We start from the raw sequence: 17,997 nt of genomic DNA, 5'->3' as shown, positions 1-17,997 counted from the left end.
CTACTTATACCCGATAACTACATTTAAATCACCATAACTTTTGGATTGAACAATCACTTCATAAGTATCATCTTTAAATATTTTCTCGGGAAGTTCATCTTCACGAGCTTTCTTCTGCTTTACATACTTCAAAACTGCTTCGACTGTGGTTTCATCAATTTTTTGAAGAAGTATACTTTCTAAGTCTTTAACCTTAGCTTCAATGTTGTCTCCCCCAACATTTCCATATGTGATAATGATATTAATTATTAGACCATGGTTCTCCTGATATTTTCCATCCATTACAACTAAGTCGGATTTATAATTAGTATAAAAACTGAATCCTTCACTTGTTTTCTTTTCTGTCTTCCCTTCCACAGATCTGGAGGCTTCCCAAGCATCCCAATCAAAGTTCTTCGAGCCTGGCTTTGTTGGGTCATTTTTAGTCTCCCCACTAGAAGCCGTCGTTCCATCTCCTGTTGTAATCTCAACGGTATAATTGGCTGAATCCCACTTCACCTTGGCTCCCAAGCCTTCACTTACAAAGCGCAATGGAACGAAAGTTCTGTTCGATTTTCTTAAGGCAGCCGTGTCCATGAGTTTGGTAGACTCATTGATCTTATAGGCTTTCTTGCCGATCGTTAGAACGAGTTTCGTTCCATCGAGTTCGATCGTGACTTCCTGCGTCTTGTTCTTCCAGCCAACCTTGGCACCAAGTGCTTCACTTACAAATCGAACAGGAACCTGTACCCGATTATTCTTATCTACATAAGGCTGTGCATCTGGGAATATAATTCTCTCTCCATTCAGTTCTACCCTTAACGACAGCTTGGCCGCAGACAACATCCCCGGCAGCATAACAAAGACTAGGATCATAGACATCAGAACTAGACCGATTTTCTTCAATTTCATTACTTTTCCCTCTCCTTTTAAATAATCTATGATTTGGCCCTTCTTTTATGTAATCCCTGATGTCTATTGAATGTGTACCTTTCATAGAAAGCCCTACTTATACCAAATGTCCACATTTAAATCCCCATAACTTTTCGATTCAACAATCACCTTGTAGGTATCATCTTTAAATATTTTTTCTAATAGTTCATCTTCACGAACTTTTTTCTGCTTTGCATACTTTATAACTGATTCAACTGTGGATTTATCAATTTTTTGTAGAAGTATACTCTCTAAATCTTTAAGCTTTTCTTCGATATTATCTCCTCCAACATTACCATATGTGATAATAATATTAATTATGGGACCCTTGTACTCCTCATATTTTCCATCTCCTACAACTAAGTGTGATTTATATTTTTCATAATAGCTAAATCCTTCACTAGTTTTCTTTTCTGTCTTCCCTTCCACAGATCTGGAGGCTTCCCAAGCATCCCAATCACCTGGCTTTAATGCTGGATTTTCTTCCTCATCGCTCACAGAAGCCGCCGTCGTTCCATCTCCCGTTGTAATCTCAACGGTATAATTGGCTGAATCCCACTTCACCTTGGCTCCCAAGCCTTCGCTTACAAATCGCAGTGGAACGAAGGTTCTGTTCGATTTTCTTAAGGCAGCCGTGTCCATGAATTTAGTAGACTCGTTGATTTTATAGGCTTTCTTACCGATCGTTAGGACGAGTTTCGTTCCATCGAGTTCGATCGTGACTTCCTGCGCCTTGCTGACCCAGCCCACCTTGGCACCAAGTGCTTCACTTACAAATCGAACAGGAACCTGTACCCGATTATTCTTATCTACATAAGGCTGTGCATCTGGAAAAGCAATTGCTTCTCCGTTCAGCTTTACCCTTAAAGACGATGATGCTGCGGATGTTATGCCCGACAACATAACAAGAACTAGAACCATAGACATTAGCACTACTCCGACTTTCTTTATTCCCATTCACTTCCCTCCTTACTTTCATAGACTTATCTTCCTTCTAATCCTCTTCTTGCTCTATCGATATATGTTAAATAGTTATTTTCCATCCCGGCTTACCTATAAAACGCTAGACATGGTGGCGATTATAGCCGCCACCATGTCCACACTTACCTGATTAGATTTTGAGTTGACTCGCAAGATCTGCATCACTTTGTCTCTTGATTTCAGCAATATTCTGGATCAGCTTCTTGTAATCGTCTACCCAAACATTCAGGCTTTTAACTACTTCAGCTTTAGTCGTTTGGAAATTACCGATAAATGCTTCTTCCGAGCCACCAGACCACCAAGATCTGACGCCTTCAACCATAGTCGCCATCTTTTTCAGATCAGCTTCGATTTTACTGATTTCACTTTGCAGTTTGGACTCCAAGTTTTTAGCTTGGTCAAAATCAAACTTTTGTTGGTTCGCTGCCATTTAAATTCACCTCCTTTCATGGCTATTCATAACTAATACTGCATGATCTTGGATGCCTTCTTCTGAGCCTCTGCCCTGGCCGCAGCAGCCTCAGCAACCCTTCTCTCATCGTCCGCCCGTTGGACTTGACTACTTAATCTACTCAAATTGGAGGACAGACTAGTCATTTTACTGATTAAAGATTTAATATCTGTTTGCAATTCCTTATACCCGGTTCGAAAAGCCTTGGCTGCGTCCCCCTGCCACCAGGAACTCGAATCATTAACCTGCCCATAGCAGCTTGAAGCCTCGCTATTGATATCGCTTTTTACTTCTGATACCCGGCTGGCCTTATTCTTGATTTCTGATACAGTTGACATATCCATTTCCCCTCAGATATTTAGGATCTCGGCACCAGTAATGTTAATTAGTAAGCACTAAAGATTGCGTAGCATCATTGGCCGGAATGGTTGCACATCTCATGCCTACAAATTTGCTCTTATGAATGAAATAGCCATCATAATTGTCCATTTCCTTCTCCGTCATGCCATAAGGCAATCTTGCCGAGAAGAGCCCCTGCTCCTTAATACTGCCAAGCAGAATCCCCGTCTGCTCTTCCTTAATCGCTTTGCCAAGGCTATCCCAATTGCCGTTAAAATCAGAGATCGCATCCGCAGCGATAACAGCTACCTTCATCCCGCGCTCCTGCTTCACAATCCGTTCAACCAGTTCTTTGAGCGTGTAATTATCTCCATCCGTAAACTCGCTCAGCTTATCGAATACGAAGACAATTTGCTTCCAGGATCTCATCAATTGCTTGATGTCTCCGCCTCCTCGCCTACACTCTGCCATTTGGCTCCGGCGTTCATCCAGCAGTTCCTTCATCTCATCGATAAAAGATTCTTCGGCCTCCGCCAAATCCGTGACATAAGGAAGACTCATGATCTCGAATAATCCCATGCCATTAGAATCAAGCACGTAAACTTGCACTTCATCCAGCACGTTGATCCAGGAACGAAGCAGTGTGCTCTTTCCGGACATCGCTTCACCGGCAACCATAATAATCGGCGTAGCATAGAGATCAACATAGACGGGTTGAAGATCATTATTAGCCAAGCCAATGGCAAGTTTACCTGCTTCTTCATTGATTTGCTCGATATCAATGCTAGATGGCATAATCGGTATAGGTTTGGCCTGGAACGTCTCAAGACCTGCAAAGCGGTCCAGAAGCTGCTCGCAAGTCAGCCCTTCATATTCTGGCAGCGAAGCCTGAAACTCCAACGGCGGTTTGGCTCGTACCAAGCCCCTGCCGGGAACCTTCATAGGCTCTAACCCTTCCGTCCTGCCGACAACTCCCGCGTAATCCCCTTTGTCCGTCATCTGGAAAGTAACGGCCAGCTTGAAATTAACGCTGAACTTATATCTTACGAAAGTAGCGTTAGAAGCTGTTGCCACCAGGTAAATACCATATTTCGTCCCTTCCCGGGCCAGTAGCATCATATGTGCATCCAGATCCTCATAAGACTCCGATAGAGCGAAATAATTATCAATCATCAATACGATCGAGGCTAGCTTCCTTCCACTATGTCGATAAGCATTAAAACCGTTACTCCCGCTCTGCTCGAACAGTACTTTCCTCTCTTCGATCTCTCTGAACAGGAACATGATAAACTGATCGATCTTGGTCTTCTCCTCAATGGTCATGACCCCGCCTACATGAGGAAGCTTCTCGAAAATGCGAAGCGAGTTGCCCCCGAAATCCATGATGTAGATATTCACATCTTCAGCAGAGTAGTTATGTGCCATAGACATACAGAGCGTCTTTAGAAATTCTGTCTTGCCGGTACCCGAAGCACCGTATACAAATAAATTCCCTTCATTCGCAAAATCAATCTCCAGCAGATCCTGGCTTTGACTTCTTGGATCATCCATTATGCCGGCAGGTACTCTTAGCAGGTTCTCCTGTTTAGCCCAATGACCTAGCTCTTGTTTATTTTCTAAAATACCATCAATGTATACTAATTCTGGAAGCGGGGGCAGCCACGGCCCCTTCAACGGCTCGATATTAGACCGATCAGCGGTTCTAACGATATGCTCTACCGTTGCGCCAAGCTGCGAAGGCAGTTCATGCTTCACAATCTTTTCTTCATATCGAGGATAAATTTGTTCGATCCTACCGTTTAATGAAACTTCGTAGATTCTTTTTGTTTTGTTTTCATTTTTTTGCAGCTCACCATCAGGATCATAATCAGCGCCTGAATAAGTCGATTGGAATAATTCGAATATCTCATCATTTCCAACCTGGATAAATGCCCTGCCTGGTTCCTTGATCATCGCGGCATCCGGACGCTTGATGACATCCCGGCTATCCCGCTCATCCTGCACCTTGAGACAAATCTTGAATTTAGAGTTACTCCAGATCTGGTCATCTACTACCCCAGCCGGTTTCTGAGTGGCTAGGATGAGATGCACTCCCAAGCTACGGCCTACGCGGGCTGCACTAACTAATTCTTTCATAAAATCAGGCTGGTCCTGCTTCAATTCAGCGAATTCATCCGCGATCATGATTAAATGCGGTATGGCCGGCATATGACCGCCTGCATTGCGGCTATAGTACAGCTTCTGATACTTATCGATATTGTTCACGCCAAACTCGGAGAACAGACGCTGTCTTCTCATCAACTCACTCTTAATGGAGAGAAGCGCCCTTGTAGTCTGATTCCCGCCCAAGTTCGTAATCGTCCCAACAAGATGCGGCATTCCTTGAAAGACATCAGCCATGCCGCCGCCCTTATAATCGATAAGTACAAACACGACATCATGTGGGTGATAGTTGATCGCCAGAGAAATAATGATGCTCTGAAGCAACTCACTCTTCCCTGATCCGGTCGTCCCTGCCACCAGTCCATGCGGACCATGTCCGGTCTCATGCATATCCAGGTGGAATAACGTTCCACCCGCTTTAGCCCCAATCGGAACACTCATCCCCTGATAAGGCTTATTCATATTCCAGCGTGTTAATAAATCAATTTCCCCGGTCTTCTTTGCTTGCAGCATATCCAATAGCGTTAATGAGGTAGGTAAAGTGAAGTTGCCGCCTGAATTTTTGATTCGCAGCGGAGCCATTTTCCGAACCGCCTCGCTCAGCGACTGCAGGTTGACCGTATCCGGATTGAAGGTCGTCTTCTCTCCGGTCTCCCGGTCGGCCAACTCCCCGGTTTTCCCCTGAACCAATATGACTTGCTTACAGTTCATCGGAAGATAGGCCTGATTTCTGGCAATATATACGGAAGAGATTCCAAGCGAAGCGCTTTTGTTGTAAAGGTATTTATTAATCGGTTCCTCTTCAAGCAGAGACGGCTCCTCGATAATGAACACATAATGAGGAAGGGGAATCCCTCCAAGCTTCTTCATCTCCCGTTCCTTGAAGACAGTATTTAATTCTCCAAATACAGCATGCGCGATGGCCTTGCCGCACAGTAGAAACCGAATACCATATCCCTCGCTCCATAGATGTGGTAAATGCTTAAGCCAACCCCATTTCTCCAAGCCTTCTTCGGAGGCCAGTATAACGACCCGCACATCATCGTAGCCATGATGCGTAATAAGCTGAAGCAGCATTTGCGTAACCATGTCGAAGGTCTTGTCTTCCTCACCGGCAATGCCGCATATTTCCGATGCAATGAGGTCAATAGAGACAGGCACGCCCGGTACGCGGTCAAATTCAAGCGCCAACCGCTGTGGTTCCATCAGCAGCGGGTCCGTCTCCATAATGATCGCCTGCTTAGTATAATTAATCCGCAAGGCAGCCGGTACACTCCCCACCCCGAGACGAAGCGATAGAAAATCCGGAGATGACGGTGTTCTTTCCCAGAGACGATTGTCCAATTCCTGTATTCGCTGCAGGCAGGCATTAGGGTCGGGATTCATCTCATTCATCGCTTTGATCTGCTGTTCTCTGGCAAGCTGTAGTTCACTTCGGCTGTCGGCAATAAATTGCAGATACTTCTTCTCCCGTTCCTTCTTCTTCTTTTTATACTTCTTGATCTGAGACGCAGCCCCAGTTAGAGAGACAATCAGCGTCATGATCGTCATCGAAATAGACAATAGCATGTACCTTGAATTGGAGGTCATCGCCAGCAGCATTGATATAACGAGCATGACCGCTGGTGGAGCCAGTAAGGCAAACCACGCTATTTCCGGCTTGTCATAGGCACTCGGGGGATTAGGAATCTCTAGCTCGCCTCTTGGCATTTCCGGCAGAAACCGGGGCTGACGGCTAAATTCATATTTTTCGTTAATCATAATTACCTCTCAGGGAAATCAATTTTGACCGCTTGGCCACCTGACAGCGACATCCTGTACCATTCTCTACGGCTGCAGAAGTAAATCCTGTCCTCTACGATATGAAGGTAATCTGCACTTTCACCGCAAATCCGTATTTTATGCCCCGTCTCCGGATCAATTCGATAGATGGTCATCTCATTACTGCGGTTGGCGCAGTATAAATAACGCCCGTCACTATTCAGACTATTCGGTGAAATATCCTGATCCTGCTCAGTAGTTCCAGTATGTAAATTTAGTAGGGTTAGTAAATAACGATTCTTACGATTGGCGTAGGCTAGCTTGTTGCCGATTAAGAGCATATGAACCGCCGTATCTTCCGAGACGAGTTCTCTATCCCTGCCAGTCAGACTACAGCTTCTGATCCCTTGTTGTGTCGTGTAATAAATACGCTCCTGATCGATTAGAAAAGATTCAACTCTATCATCGGCAATCCGAGACTTGTCCTTGCCATTCAAGGTACAACGATAGATCGCATTGTCGGATTCATTAAGATAGTAAATCCAGTCGCCATGAACAATGATTCCATACGCTGGCTGATCAACGAGCACTTGTGAGATGTGTGTTCCCAGATCGATGCTGCATAATTTATTTCCACGCGTCTGATCACTGTACACGATCATATTCTCCGCCTGGTTCATGAACCAGAACACGCCATCCAGCAGCTTTGTTTCTTCAGTAGTGTCATTCTGAATCCATGTACCGGAGTAATGCTTAATATCCGTCAGAAGCAGATTCCTGCCTATTTTTAGAGCAAGACCGCCATTACTACAGTTTCCTATCATTTAATCGGCCCCTTCTATATGAGAGTAAGCAGCGCTCCATCTGCTACGCCCTCCTCTTCAAGTGTCCGGGTGTGTTCTAGAATTCGCCCCAGAGGCTCCGCTTGAATCCGATGCTCAGCTCTAATCGGCAGCCCCAGCGCTTCAGACAGCATAGCGAGGAGCTCCTCCGGGGTCACAAATACTGGAATCTTCAGTTCCTTCGTCATCTGCGGCCCCGCCTGAAAAGTGACTATGATATAGTCCATGCCGTCACATCCCTATGTTAGTTCTTAATGGAGAGGATGAGAGTTTGTTCCTCAACCAGGTTATTACTTGCATTATTCCCCATCGTCTCCACAATCTTCATCGCTTTTGTTTTATACTTATATTCAGTCTCAGTTCTCATCTTTACCGTTGTTACAAATTGATCTGATACTCCATCTCCTACTTCTACAAAATCCAAAGTTACAATAATATCATTGTATTTATCATCCTGTGGTTTGAATCTATATTTATTGATACCATCTGCGTTCACCAAAGATAGATTCATTGATTTCATAAAAGCATCCGAAAAATACTCAGCAAACAGTTTTTCATTAACTACCGCATTTAAATCCCTTTGGGATTTATACTCCAAACTTCGATCTTTAGCTGAACGGGCAGATGTAATAACAGCAGTGCTGAGGATTATCTTCTCACGACCTAGATTAACAATTTCTATTAACGGTTGAACTATAACAGATCCTAAAGTTAACAATAATAAACCAATAGCGAAATTTCTCATGGTTGCTCATTCCAATTTTTTAAATATTCTTTATATTCCAGATCTTTATAATGCTTGAGACCTGTCGTTTTTAACGTAAAAGATACTGGTATCTCTCTTTCATACGTCTCCCCCCATAATTTAACACTTAGAGGGTATATAGCACTTATCGTTACTATTACAGATTCTCCCCGCTGCCTATAGGGTTTATCTGCATCCGGTATATCCTCATTATCATAATCTGAAGCGTCGTCGTGACCTCTCGCGGAATGATGGTCTTCATGTTCAGCGAAGATCTCAATATCATTGGCTTTTCGAGAAAAAATAGGACGTTTCTCTAATCGGTCCTTGGTATCATCATAGTAGGTGTCTTTTAAGTAATTATCACTTGCAACGTACTGAGTAACATTAAAAGTTTCAACCACTAAAGTCATGTACCACGGAAAGAAAAAAACCAAATTAGTAAATAACATAATAACGATGACAGCAATAATTGAAATTAGTATTGATTTAGCAAAGGCTCGCATTTATGTTCTATCCTATTGGACGAGATCGTCGATATATCCCATAAGCGTATCGAATATTGTAGTTAACCAAGACCCCATCTGACCTTGCATAGCGCCAATAATAATACCTATAACGACAATCACCCCAACAGTAATCGCTATCTGCTTAATTCCAATATCCCCCTGTTCATCTCTCCAGAAAGAGGTTCTTTCGTTATTTCTTTGACTTTTTTGTCCCATAAATAAATACCTCCATTTATTAAATACATTTTATAGAAACATTTTGATAGAACTCATAACCGAAAAAGCAAAATACACCACTATATACAACCCCAACACCCCAATCAGAACCAGCTGAATCCTTGAATTCGTCCGCTGCCGGCGCTCCAGTTCCTCCTCTAATGCAAGAATCCGATAGCTATCAACCTCGTTCTTAAGGTAGACCATTTGTGAGATGTTGTCATAGCCTTTGAGCCGTGTTTCCATTAAATCGCAAAACTTGATAATGTAATGAATCGGAACACGCTTCTTCAACTGCTTCAGGGCATATTCCTCGCCATACTCAATATTGTCGAGCATAACACCCAGTTCCTCGGCCATATCCGCCTGGGCATTAGGCAGATAATCGCGGATGACATCCGCCAGATAAATATTGACCGATTTTGAGTACTGGTAGTAGACCATGCTATAGAAGGCCGGAAAATCGAAAGCAATATTCTTGTTCTTCTTCTCAATCTTCTTCTCCATCTCCGATACCGGATACATCCAGCCCAGAACGATGAAAATCGCTGTTACATAACCAAGAAGCTGATTCGCCGTCATCATCACGACTGTTGCAACAATTCCGCAGGTCATATAGAACAATTGCTCTGCCCGCAGCTCTTCCGGCTTGATCGGAAGATCGAGACGATCGATCATTTTCTGGAATCTTATTCGTTCGGCATTGCTGAGCAGCTTGTTCACATACTTCTCTGAGAAGTTGCGCTTGAAGATTCTGAATTTCTGATTGAACTGCTCGTTCTTGCGCTCCTGTAAATACTTGCGATTGCGCTTCTTCTGCCTTCGATTGACTGGCTTGAAATAGGGATAGATAAATACCTTTACCAGATATATTACACAGGCCAGAGCGATAAGCTTCACCAACAGACTCATTTGCTATCACTTCCAGGTCCCAGATTTCCCTGCAGCGCCTGCGTTCGGGCGAAGCTCAGACAAATGATGCTAATCATCGTTGTATTGATTACTTTGCCAAAGGTCGTATAGAGCATGAACTCGCGGAAATCCTTGACCGATAAAGCATATAAGAAGAAAAGAATAATAATGACTGTTTTCAGTAAAAAATCACGGTTCATCTTACGGAATATCCGGTCTTTCCTCGCATTGATCTCCCGTAGCACCGCATTCTCATCTACAATGTCGAGGAAGATATCAGCCATTCCTTTGCGCTCATTGTATTCGAATACGATGGCTTTCTTGGTGAAGTTATCGAACTTGGGACCAAGCTGCCGATTAAGTAGTGTAATCGCCTGCTTGAATGAATAACCGTTATTCTCGCAGTTATCGATGAACTGCTGGAAGTACGGCCTGATCCCGGGCTTAATGTACTCGTCGCTCTCCATCACCTTCTTAATCGCCACAAGCACTCCCTCTCTGGCAAGAGGACAAATGATATCTTCGGCGTCCATGATGCTCTCCAGCTTCTCCGCCTTGATCGCCTTGGACTGCATGACAAAGTAGGTCAAGAGCCCAATGAAAATGGCAACCGTAACGACCACCGCCAGGGTCACGTTCTGCATAAAGATAACGACCACCAGGACGACAATCGCGAAGCAAATGCAGAGCAAAGATGTAAAACTCTCTAACGTTAGCGGTAAATTGAAGTCAATGATTAGTCCCTCAACGAGCCGGTTGTACTTCGCATACACGTTCTCTTTCTGCTTAACAATCCGTTCCTTCTTCATCCGCTCCACATAGCGTTTCGTGTTATATTTCCCTAAGTATTCTGCGAAAGTGTCCAATAGGTTCAGGAAGAAGCGGCCTGTCCCTTCGAAGAAACGAATCTCGAACATGGAGTTCAGAACAATAAATGCAGCTATACCGAAGAACAGACTAATGATTGAAGTTGTATCCATCGAACCCATACTCCTCTATCTCATCTTCTGCAGGCTCTGCTGTCAGAAACTCAAATCTGCTTCGCTTAATCCCTGCCTTGATCATCGTCTGCTGCACCTTCTCTGACAATGTCCCCACCCGCTTATGCTTACCAATGATCTTAAGTACTCGATGCGTCTCCTCGTCCTCCACCACATCCTCAGAGATAAATTTATAGATCGGATTGATAATCGGTTCCAGCCCCTCGGAGCCGATCACCTCGGAGATTGAAGTAACCTTACGTGTACCATCTGCGAGCTTCTCTTGGAACACAACAAACTTGACTGCGCTGCAGATATTACGAAGGGCCAGTTCAGCCGGCTCATTCGAGGCCATCAGGTAGGCTGTCAAGAAGCGGAAGATCGCCTCTCTGTCTCCTTCGGCATGCAAGGTTGTGAAGAAGAAGTGCCCAGTCTGGGCGGCGCGAAGCGCAGTCGCGAACTCCCCAGGAGTCCTCAGCTCCCCTGGACCAATCCAGTGAGGGGATTGTCGCATCGCGTTAATGAGCAAATTCTCCATCGTGGCTGGACTGGCATCATCGTCATCCGGAACCGACTCATACTGCAGCACATCATTGATAATCCTGCCGTGCTCCTGATTCCCTTCCCTACGAAGCAAGCGCATTTCCGACGGATTCTCTATCGTGATGATCCGGGACAGCGGATTAATCTCCTTAACCATCATTTCGTTAAGCGTTGTCTTGCCGCTGCCGGTCGGCCCTACCGTAATCCAGGACAGGTCAGATTTGGGAAGCAGAGACAGCAGCTTGAACATGTTCACAGAGAATGATTCGTTCTTGATCATCATTTCCGGTGTGATGCTCTTCTTGCTGAACTTCCGGATGACGACCGCGGGCATATCGTAAGGGGATATATCCGCATGTGTCGCATTGACCCGGTATCCTTCAATCGTCCTGGCATTGACCATCGGAATTTTCGGAGTTAAGCGTACTTTGGAGACGCCGAGCAGCTTGGAGATGATCCTCTCCAAATGCTCCCGATCCAGAAAGTGATGTTCCCAAGGCAGTGTCTTGCCGCCTGTCTCAACAAAGATCTGCTCAGTACCGTTAATGCGGATCTCATCAATTGCCGGATCCTCCATTGCCTTCGTAATCGGACCATAGTGAGTGATCTCGTCAATCAGCGCCCTTTTTAGATCAACCAATTCGTAGTAGCCTTCGACAACCGGCTTCTGTGAATCTACGAACTCATTGATGTAGGCCTTGGTCATCTCTCTCTTTCGCGCAGGGTCGTGTTCCCGTCTGAAAGCATGCGTCGCCACCTTGGTGATGTATTTCTGGCAATGCTCTAGTGCCTCTTCAAATTGAATCGTCGTATACTTGTTCTTCAGGTCGTCCATATCTTCTTTTTTGCTGACCTGATAGCTCACCTTCTGCTGCATATCACTAATCTTGGCGCGAGTAAGCATTCGTCTCTCCCTCCTTACTGGTTGCAGAGGATATCCGTTAGGCGCCTCATTTGCTTCAGAAAATATCTGTTAATCAGAGGATTGTCCCTTACATACAACTTGCCTTCCAAGGAATAAGCGTAAGCCGCCTTTACATACGGTAATGCAGCGACAATATTCAGACCGAACTCACTGATCGCCTTGTGATCATAGTTAATATCCTGGATGTTCATCAGAATAACGCTCGTGAACTTGGCTGTACTAATGCCGACCGATGAAGCAAAATCGAGCAGCCGGATCATGTTGCTGGTTGCTTCAATCCGTTCGGTAGAAGTAAAGAAGCCGATATGGGAAAATTTCATCGCTCCCAGACAGAATTCCAGTGGAGGGTTATTCGGTATATCCACCAGCACGATATCGAACATGCCCTTCAACGTATTAATCACATGTTCCAGATGGTCAAATTCAAAGTCCAGATATTCCTCAATCAGATCATGCGGACTCGGGGAGAGCAGGTATAGTCTCTCGTATTTCGTAGCTTGGATCTCTTCCCGGAAATCTACCTTATCGCTCTTCAGTACACGAATCAGGCCGCTTCCTTTCTTATTCGGCTTAGCATCCAGATAGTGATACAGATTGGGGTTGAAGACCTTCAAATCCAGAATGCAAGTATTTAAGCCCTTCTGGGAGAGCAAGTAGCCTAAATTACTAATCACAAGCGCATTATCTACCATATCGCAGGCGGGTATAAATCCGATGACGCTATAGATGAGCTTGCTCTCCTGGAATTCGGAGCCCATATATTCTTTCGGAGATATTTTATCCAGTACTTGATCAAGGCTTAGTCTTTCGGTTTGATCCATGACTCCACCTCCCTTTGCAAGGTAGGCAACTGATCCAGTATCACCTGACTGTTCTTGCGACTAAGCATCGTTATTAGATACTTCTTGCCGTCGTATCCGTTATATTTGGCAAAATTATCGATCTGTTCCTTCGTTCCTTCCAGCAGCAGCGATCTCGGCTGAATACTCTTCAGAAAGTCATCGCTCTTCATTACTTCCTGCCGCTTGTCTTCACTAAGCTTAAGCACCTCTTTGTAAACTTCATAGATCGAATGGCTGCTTGAATTGAGCATGTCGCGAACTTCGATGCTATCGAACAGTATTTCTGTCTTCATCTTTGATCCTCTGGATGAATACCCCGTATTGGGATTGCCCCCTGATGAAGTCTCTTCCTGTTCATAGGAGACACGGATTCTAACCCGATCCCCAGGCATCAGAATATCTCCACCTGCCTCCAGGAAGTTATAAGGCAAGGTAAGAACCTCATGCTGATCCTCCATTTCGTAGAGCCATTCATTCTGCTGCGGCTTCTCATCCATGAATTGATCTTTGTAGAGGATGCTGTCGTCCCGCAAATAGTATTTGGTGAACTTGTCCACCACAGAATCCATATCCTTCGCAAGCACCATATCATCGGAATATTCCCGGCGAATGATCGAGTACTTCTTGATCTGCTTCTCGGTGATTGGAACGTAAGCCGGAACTCCCCCCGACTGACTTATGCGAAGGACCTCCACCGTATCCTTGGCTGCCTCATTGGCATTATTGAGAACAACATAAGAAACAATAATAATAAGAATACTGAGCAGTAATGCTAAAATTTTCTTGAACAATTTTCTGTTCGGGGATACGCTCTTTACCGTCTTTAAATCCATAGTGTTATGCACCCTCCATTAATCTAAGAAGCATCTGACCGAATGCTCTCTCGAATTCAGCGCCTGTATTGGTCAATGGGACATCCGTCTCAATCTGAGAATCGAATCCGGAATTGTAAGGGACAGCGCCTGCCGTCCTCATGTCATAGCGAAAGTACTCGCTCAATCCGGAAGTTAACACCTCACTCACTTTATCCGGTGTAAATAATTGATCCTGAAATCTGGAACGATCATTATACTGAGTAACAATCACCTTCGCCTTGGCATTTAGATAGGTAGCCTTCTCTTGATCAAGCACGACTTCTACGTTCCGAACCGTACTTAATACGGCATGCAAATTGTTAGGAACGCATAACCCGAATATGTCGATATGAATCATTGTCTCTTTGAACTTCCTGAACAAATCCAGCGGCATATCCAGTAAGACGAGATTGAATCTGCTTCTTAGTACTGAGATCAAGCCTATTAATTTCTCACTGTTGTAGAATTGCTCCATTAGTCTGTGGTCGTGAAAGGAATATCCTAGGGAGGTAAGCCATAAGTTGTCTTTGATATTAAAAGCGGTTGTCATGTAATCTTGAGGTCTGGCAAGTGTGCGGATGAGCGAAGCGCTCATTTGTTCTTCTTTATTGGTTCTTTCGTGGAAACGGTCAAAGTACATATTCATACTTCTATACTCGGTATCCATATCGATTATGATCGTGCTTAGCCCCCGCTTCGAGGCTTCATGAGCCAAGTTCACAATCGTACTTGTTACTCCGCTTCCCCGATGCCCTGTGATCGCTATAATCCGGCTAATTCCCCGGCTTATGTTGTCCAATTCCCGGCTTAATCGATCTGTAGCTTCCAATTGTTCAGTTGCACTGTTCGGCTTCGAGCGAAAGCGGTCGAAGAATGATCTCTTTCGTTCAGCGGGTTCCTTATCTGCCTGTGGTTCATACTGAATCTTATGTACGGCTCTTGAGTTCGTATGTATCGGAGGGGATTCTTGTCTAATTGCTATATCCAGTTCTAATTGAAAAACGTCCATTGGGGTTCGAATCTTGTCAATGGTCACTATTCTAAGATTGCTGTATCGTGAGGACAATGCGGCGAGGTCTTCCACTCTCATACTATCCCTGGTGATGATGAGTACTGGAATCCCTGGACGACCGCTATCTTTCACCCATTCCAGGAAATGAGTCAGATGCTCGCGATCCTGGCCCAGCTTCTCCGAGAATGCCTCATCAGTAATCAAGACAGAGTCTGCAACTGGAGATTCTTCAGCAACAAACTCCTTCAGATCCTGAAGTTCTAATCCTTTGGAATTAATAACGATGGTCTTTCTAGAGATACTATCCAACACCAAACTATGAAATCCACCGGCGATCACAAGCAATTTCATATATTCACCTGCTAATGAATTATTTCCTATTAACTAGTAAAATCTACCTCTTAACTTAGAGTTATTATACAAGTAACTACATATTCAGACAATACCTTATATGGGTAAATCCCCCTTTTTAAGGACTATATACCTATTGGTTTGTCGATTATCCTATGCAAAAAAGCTCATTTTTGTACGGACAATGGTATTTTTTGATTAGTTGAATTCAAGAAAAAAATCCAACCTAAGATAGGCTGGATTTTTCTATGTTCTTCAAACCAACTATATCGTCTTAACGAACGGGCACCAGCTAATACCGGGCAGGTCATCGAACCTGCTTCATATAACTTTCCAAGGAATTTCCCTTAATCTTGATATCCGGGGTGATACGCAAGTTGGATACATTGTTCTGCATTACATTCCAATAGTGACTGACTACATACACCATGATCCGCTGTTTGGCGTCTTCAAATACTCTCTGACCTACCCCTTTGCCAAAAGTATCACGTCCTACAATAACTACATTATCCAAATATGTCTTCAAGCCTAATGTTAACATTTCTGCTGCGCTGGCTGTATTCTCATCCACAAAAATATATATTTTCTTGAACGCTATTTGCTCAGCATCAGAATAATAATTATAGGTATAACCATCTTTATCAATAAGGGTACATGTTACTAATTCAGGAAGAAGGGCATCCAACATGTTATTAGCACTCTCCGTCAATCCTCCGCCATTTCCACGCAAATCAAGCACGATCGTCTTACTCTCCGGGTTCGAGATACGATCTATGTATTGAATAAATTGATCATCTGTAGTTGTGCTAAAATCCTCAATCCTGAAATAATGAACATTACCTCTTACTTCATATAAGATTTCTCTATCCATAGCAGCTTTTAACTGATCATACTCGTCCCCATACACTGTAAACGTAAATGGATCCCCGGAAGTTTTGGCGCTGTCGATCACTTTAGCGATTTCTTCATTTGTCAAACCGGGCTCTCCTAACCTAGATAGCTTATGCTCCAATCCGTCTGCAGCCTTCTGATATAAATAATTATCATGAAAAAAGCTTTCAATTCGCTCACCTATCGGCTTCTTTCTCTCTGCTAATGAAGCCTGTACATCAAGAGCCGTCCAATCCTCTCGATTCAGTTCCAGGGCTCTTTTATTAGCTTCCTCAGCTTTCGTATCATCTTCTAAAGCTAAATAAGCTCCCGCTAAATAAGACCATGACTCAGGATCATCAGGATTACGCTTAGTTGCTTGCTGTAGATAGGCAACAGCCTCTTTGTAATTACCAAGCTGATACTGACAATCGCCAATAAACCATGGAATATCCGAATTTCTCTCAAAAGTAAGCTTATCCGCCCTTTGTCCAAACTGGACACAACGATAATATCTTTTGCCCCAATACAGAGCCTTGATCTTACTAACGTAACCCTCTTGATCCTTTGGAGCTAATTCAATAGCATGCTCAAAATAAGGAATAGCTGCTATATATAAACCCTGATTCATATAAGCGTTACCCATCGCTAATTCTATGTCCAGCGTACCCTCAGCCAGTTCATAAATCTGCTCAGCCTTGCCCATTTCACCTAAATTGCTATATATTCTAATGAGCCAGTTATTAATGTCGGGTTGATCTGGGAATCGATCCTTTAACTGCTGAAAAAAGGCGATAGCCTCATCATATTCTTCATAGTTATAGTAGATTTCACCAAGCTTTATTTGTGCTTCCCATTGATCAGGGAACTTTTCGCTGGCCTTTTTATAAAATTGTTCAATCTCATCAAATTGAGCAGTACCTTCTAACGCAGCTCCCCTGACCCGGAATCCATCATATGTATTCGAGAAATGCCTGAAATAATCCTCAGTATATTTCAGCGCATCCTGATCCTTATTCAGATTCAAGAGCGTGTAGACTTTCATTTCTGCCGTTTCAGCGTCAGAAGGCTCTCTTTTTAAATATGCGTCAAACTGCTTCAAAGCTTCCTGGTAGTTCTGCTCGTCATAATAAAGCATACCTTTACCGTAATAGGCATAGATATTCTCTTTATCCAAGCTCAATGCTTGATTATAGGCATCCATCGCCTCTTTGTATCGATTGAGGCCATATAGAGCATTCCCCTCATTGCTATATTCCTGACTAGAATTCGGTAGAATAAGCAGAGATTTTTCAATATATTGTAGACTAGTCTCATATTCCCCTAGCTCATGATATGCCCAACTCATGTTATTGAAAGGAGCATCTATCAATTCTGACCTTTTTACCACGTGATCAAGATTTTTTAGTTCAGGCTCCAATTCATATACATTTTTAATTGCTGTATCTAAGATAATAATTGCCTCTTCAAGCTTACCTTCCGTAATGAGGCGATAGCCTTCTTCATTAGACGAATAAATTTTGTCTTCCAGCTTGCTTCTGGTTCCATCTACTCTAGGTACGGTGCATGCGCTAAGCGAAACTATGCAGCATATTATAATAATGTATAATACAAATCTTCTTCTCAATGGATCCCCTCATTTAAAATAGTACTCTTTTCTCTTTATCTTTTTCGGCTCTTTTTACGTTATAGATTAGAACGTTTACATTTATTGGTTTTTGTGAACAAGGGAAAAGCTCCCGGTTGTAGATGAGTGTGGGAGCTTACAACGTACGTACATCCATGGATA

At 43.7% G+C, this 17,997-nt stretch carries 17 protein-coding genes; all 17 read right to left on the bottom strand.

Features of this window, described 5'->3' with window-relative positions; genetic code table 11:
- Positions 1-891 (bottom strand): copper amine oxidase N-terminal domain-containing protein, encoded by an 891-nt coding sequence (locus ABD014_RS09570; protein ID WP_343860300.1) that lies wholly within the window; start codon positions 889-891, stop codon positions 1-3.
- 93 nt (positions 892-984) lie between these two features.
- Entirely contained in the window at positions 985-1,869 is an 885-nt protein-coding gene (locus ABD014_RS09565) for a copper amine oxidase N-terminal domain-containing protein (protein WP_343860298.1), read from the bottom strand.
- Positions 1,870-2,023: 154 nt separating this feature from the next.
- Positions 2,024-2,323 carry a hypothetical protein gene (locus ABD014_RS09560; RefSeq protein ID WP_126996315.1) on the bottom strand — a complete coding sequence of 100 codons (300 nt, stop codon included), beginning with the start codon at positions 2,321-2,323 and terminating at the stop codon, positions 2,024-2,026.
- Positions 2,324-2,355: 32 nt separating this feature from the next.
- On the bottom strand, positions 2,356-2,682 hold the full coding sequence (locus ABD014_RS09555) for a WXG100 family type VII secretion target (RefSeq protein ID WP_343860294.1): 327 nt from the start codon (positions 2,680-2,682) through the stop codon (positions 2,356-2,358).
- Positions 2,683-2,725: 43 nt separating this feature from the next.
- Positions 2,726-6,607 (bottom strand): type VII secretion protein EssC, encoded by a 3,882-nt coding sequence (gene essC, locus ABD014_RS09550; RefSeq protein WP_343860292.1) that lies wholly within the window; start codon positions 6,605-6,607, stop codon positions 2,726-2,728.
- 2 nt (positions 6,608-6,609) lie between these two features.
- Positions 6,610-7,431 (bottom strand): DUF5050 domain-containing protein, encoded by an 822-nt coding sequence (locus ABD014_RS09545; protein WP_343860290.1) that lies wholly within the window; start codon positions 7,429-7,431, stop codon positions 6,610-6,612.
- Positions 7,432-7,445: 14 nt separating this feature from the next.
- Positions 7,446-7,676, bottom strand: a complete 231-nt coding sequence (locus ABD014_RS09540) for an EsaB/YukD family protein (RefSeq protein WP_251417659.1) — start codon at positions 7,674-7,676, stop codon at positions 7,446-7,448.
- 17 nt (positions 7,677-7,693) lie between these two features.
- On the bottom strand, positions 7,694-8,194 hold the full coding sequence (locus ABD014_RS09535) for a hypothetical protein (protein ID WP_343860286.1): 501 nt from the start codon (positions 8,192-8,194) through the stop codon (positions 7,694-7,696).
- Complete coding sequence (locus ABD014_RS09530; protein WP_343860284.1) at positions 8,191-8,700, bottom strand: hypothetical protein; 510 nt, start codon at positions 8,698-8,700, stop codon at positions 8,191-8,193. The genes ABD014_RS09535 and ABD014_RS09530 overlap by 4 nt, the downstream gene beginning before the upstream one ends.
- 12 nt (positions 8,701-8,712) lie before the next feature.
- A complete protein-coding gene (locus ABD014_RS09525) occupies positions 8,713-8,919 on the bottom strand; it encodes a hypothetical protein (protein WP_343860282.1) in 207 nt (68 codons plus the stop codon).
- A 30-nt stretch (positions 8,920-8,949) separates the two neighbouring features.
- Positions 8,950-9,831 carry a hypothetical protein gene (locus tag ABD014_RS09520; protein ID WP_343860280.1) on the bottom strand — a complete coding sequence of 294 codons (882 nt, stop codon included), beginning with the start codon at positions 9,829-9,831 and terminating at the stop codon, positions 8,950-8,952.
- A complete protein-coding gene (locus ABD014_RS09515) occupies positions 9,828-10,811 on the bottom strand; it encodes a hypothetical protein (protein WP_343860278.1) in 984 nt (327 codons plus the stop codon). The genes ABD014_RS09520 and ABD014_RS09515 overlap by 4 nt, the downstream gene beginning before the upstream one ends.
- Positions 10,789-12,258 carry a TadA family conjugal transfer-associated ATPase gene (locus ABD014_RS09510; protein ID WP_343860277.1) on the bottom strand — a complete coding sequence of 490 codons (1,470 nt, stop codon included), beginning with the start codon at positions 12,256-12,258 and terminating at the stop codon, positions 10,789-10,791. Before ABD014_RS09510 ends, ABD014_RS09515 begins: the two co-directional genes overlap by 23 nt.
- A gap of 14 nt (positions 12,259-12,272) precedes the next feature.
- A complete protein-coding gene (locus ABD014_RS09505; protein ID WP_343860276.1) occupies positions 12,273-13,100 on the bottom strand; it encodes a CpaE/TadZ family protein in 828 nt (275 codons plus the stop codon).
- Positions 13,079-13,954, bottom strand: coding sequence for a hypothetical protein (locus ABD014_RS09500; RefSeq protein WP_343860275.1), 876 nt, complete (start codon positions 13,952-13,954; stop codon positions 13,079-13,081). The genes ABD014_RS09505 and ABD014_RS09500 overlap by 22 nt, the downstream gene beginning before the upstream one ends.
- Positions 13,955-13,958: 4 nt before the next feature.
- A complete protein-coding gene (locus ABD014_RS09495; protein ID WP_343860274.1) occupies positions 13,959-15,338 on the bottom strand; it encodes a CpaE/TadZ family protein in 1,380 nt (459 codons plus the stop codon).
- A gap of 307 nt (positions 15,339-15,645) precedes the next feature.
- Positions 15,646-17,835 (bottom strand): tetratricopeptide repeat protein, encoded by a 2,190-nt coding sequence (locus ABD014_RS09490; protein ID WP_343860273.1) that lies wholly within the window; start codon positions 17,833-17,835, stop codon positions 15,646-15,648.
- Between the last annotated feature and the right edge of the window lie 162 nt (positions 17,836-17,997).

Origin of the sequence: Paenibacillus motobuensis (assembly GCF_039521865.1) — a bacterium.
In the GTDB taxonomy this organism is placed as follows: Bacteria; Bacillota; Bacilli; order Paenibacillales; family Paenibacillaceae; genus Fontibacillus; species Fontibacillus motobuensis.
Note: the sequence above shows the minus strand (reverse complement) of the source record. Positions and strands in the feature narration are given on the sequence as shown.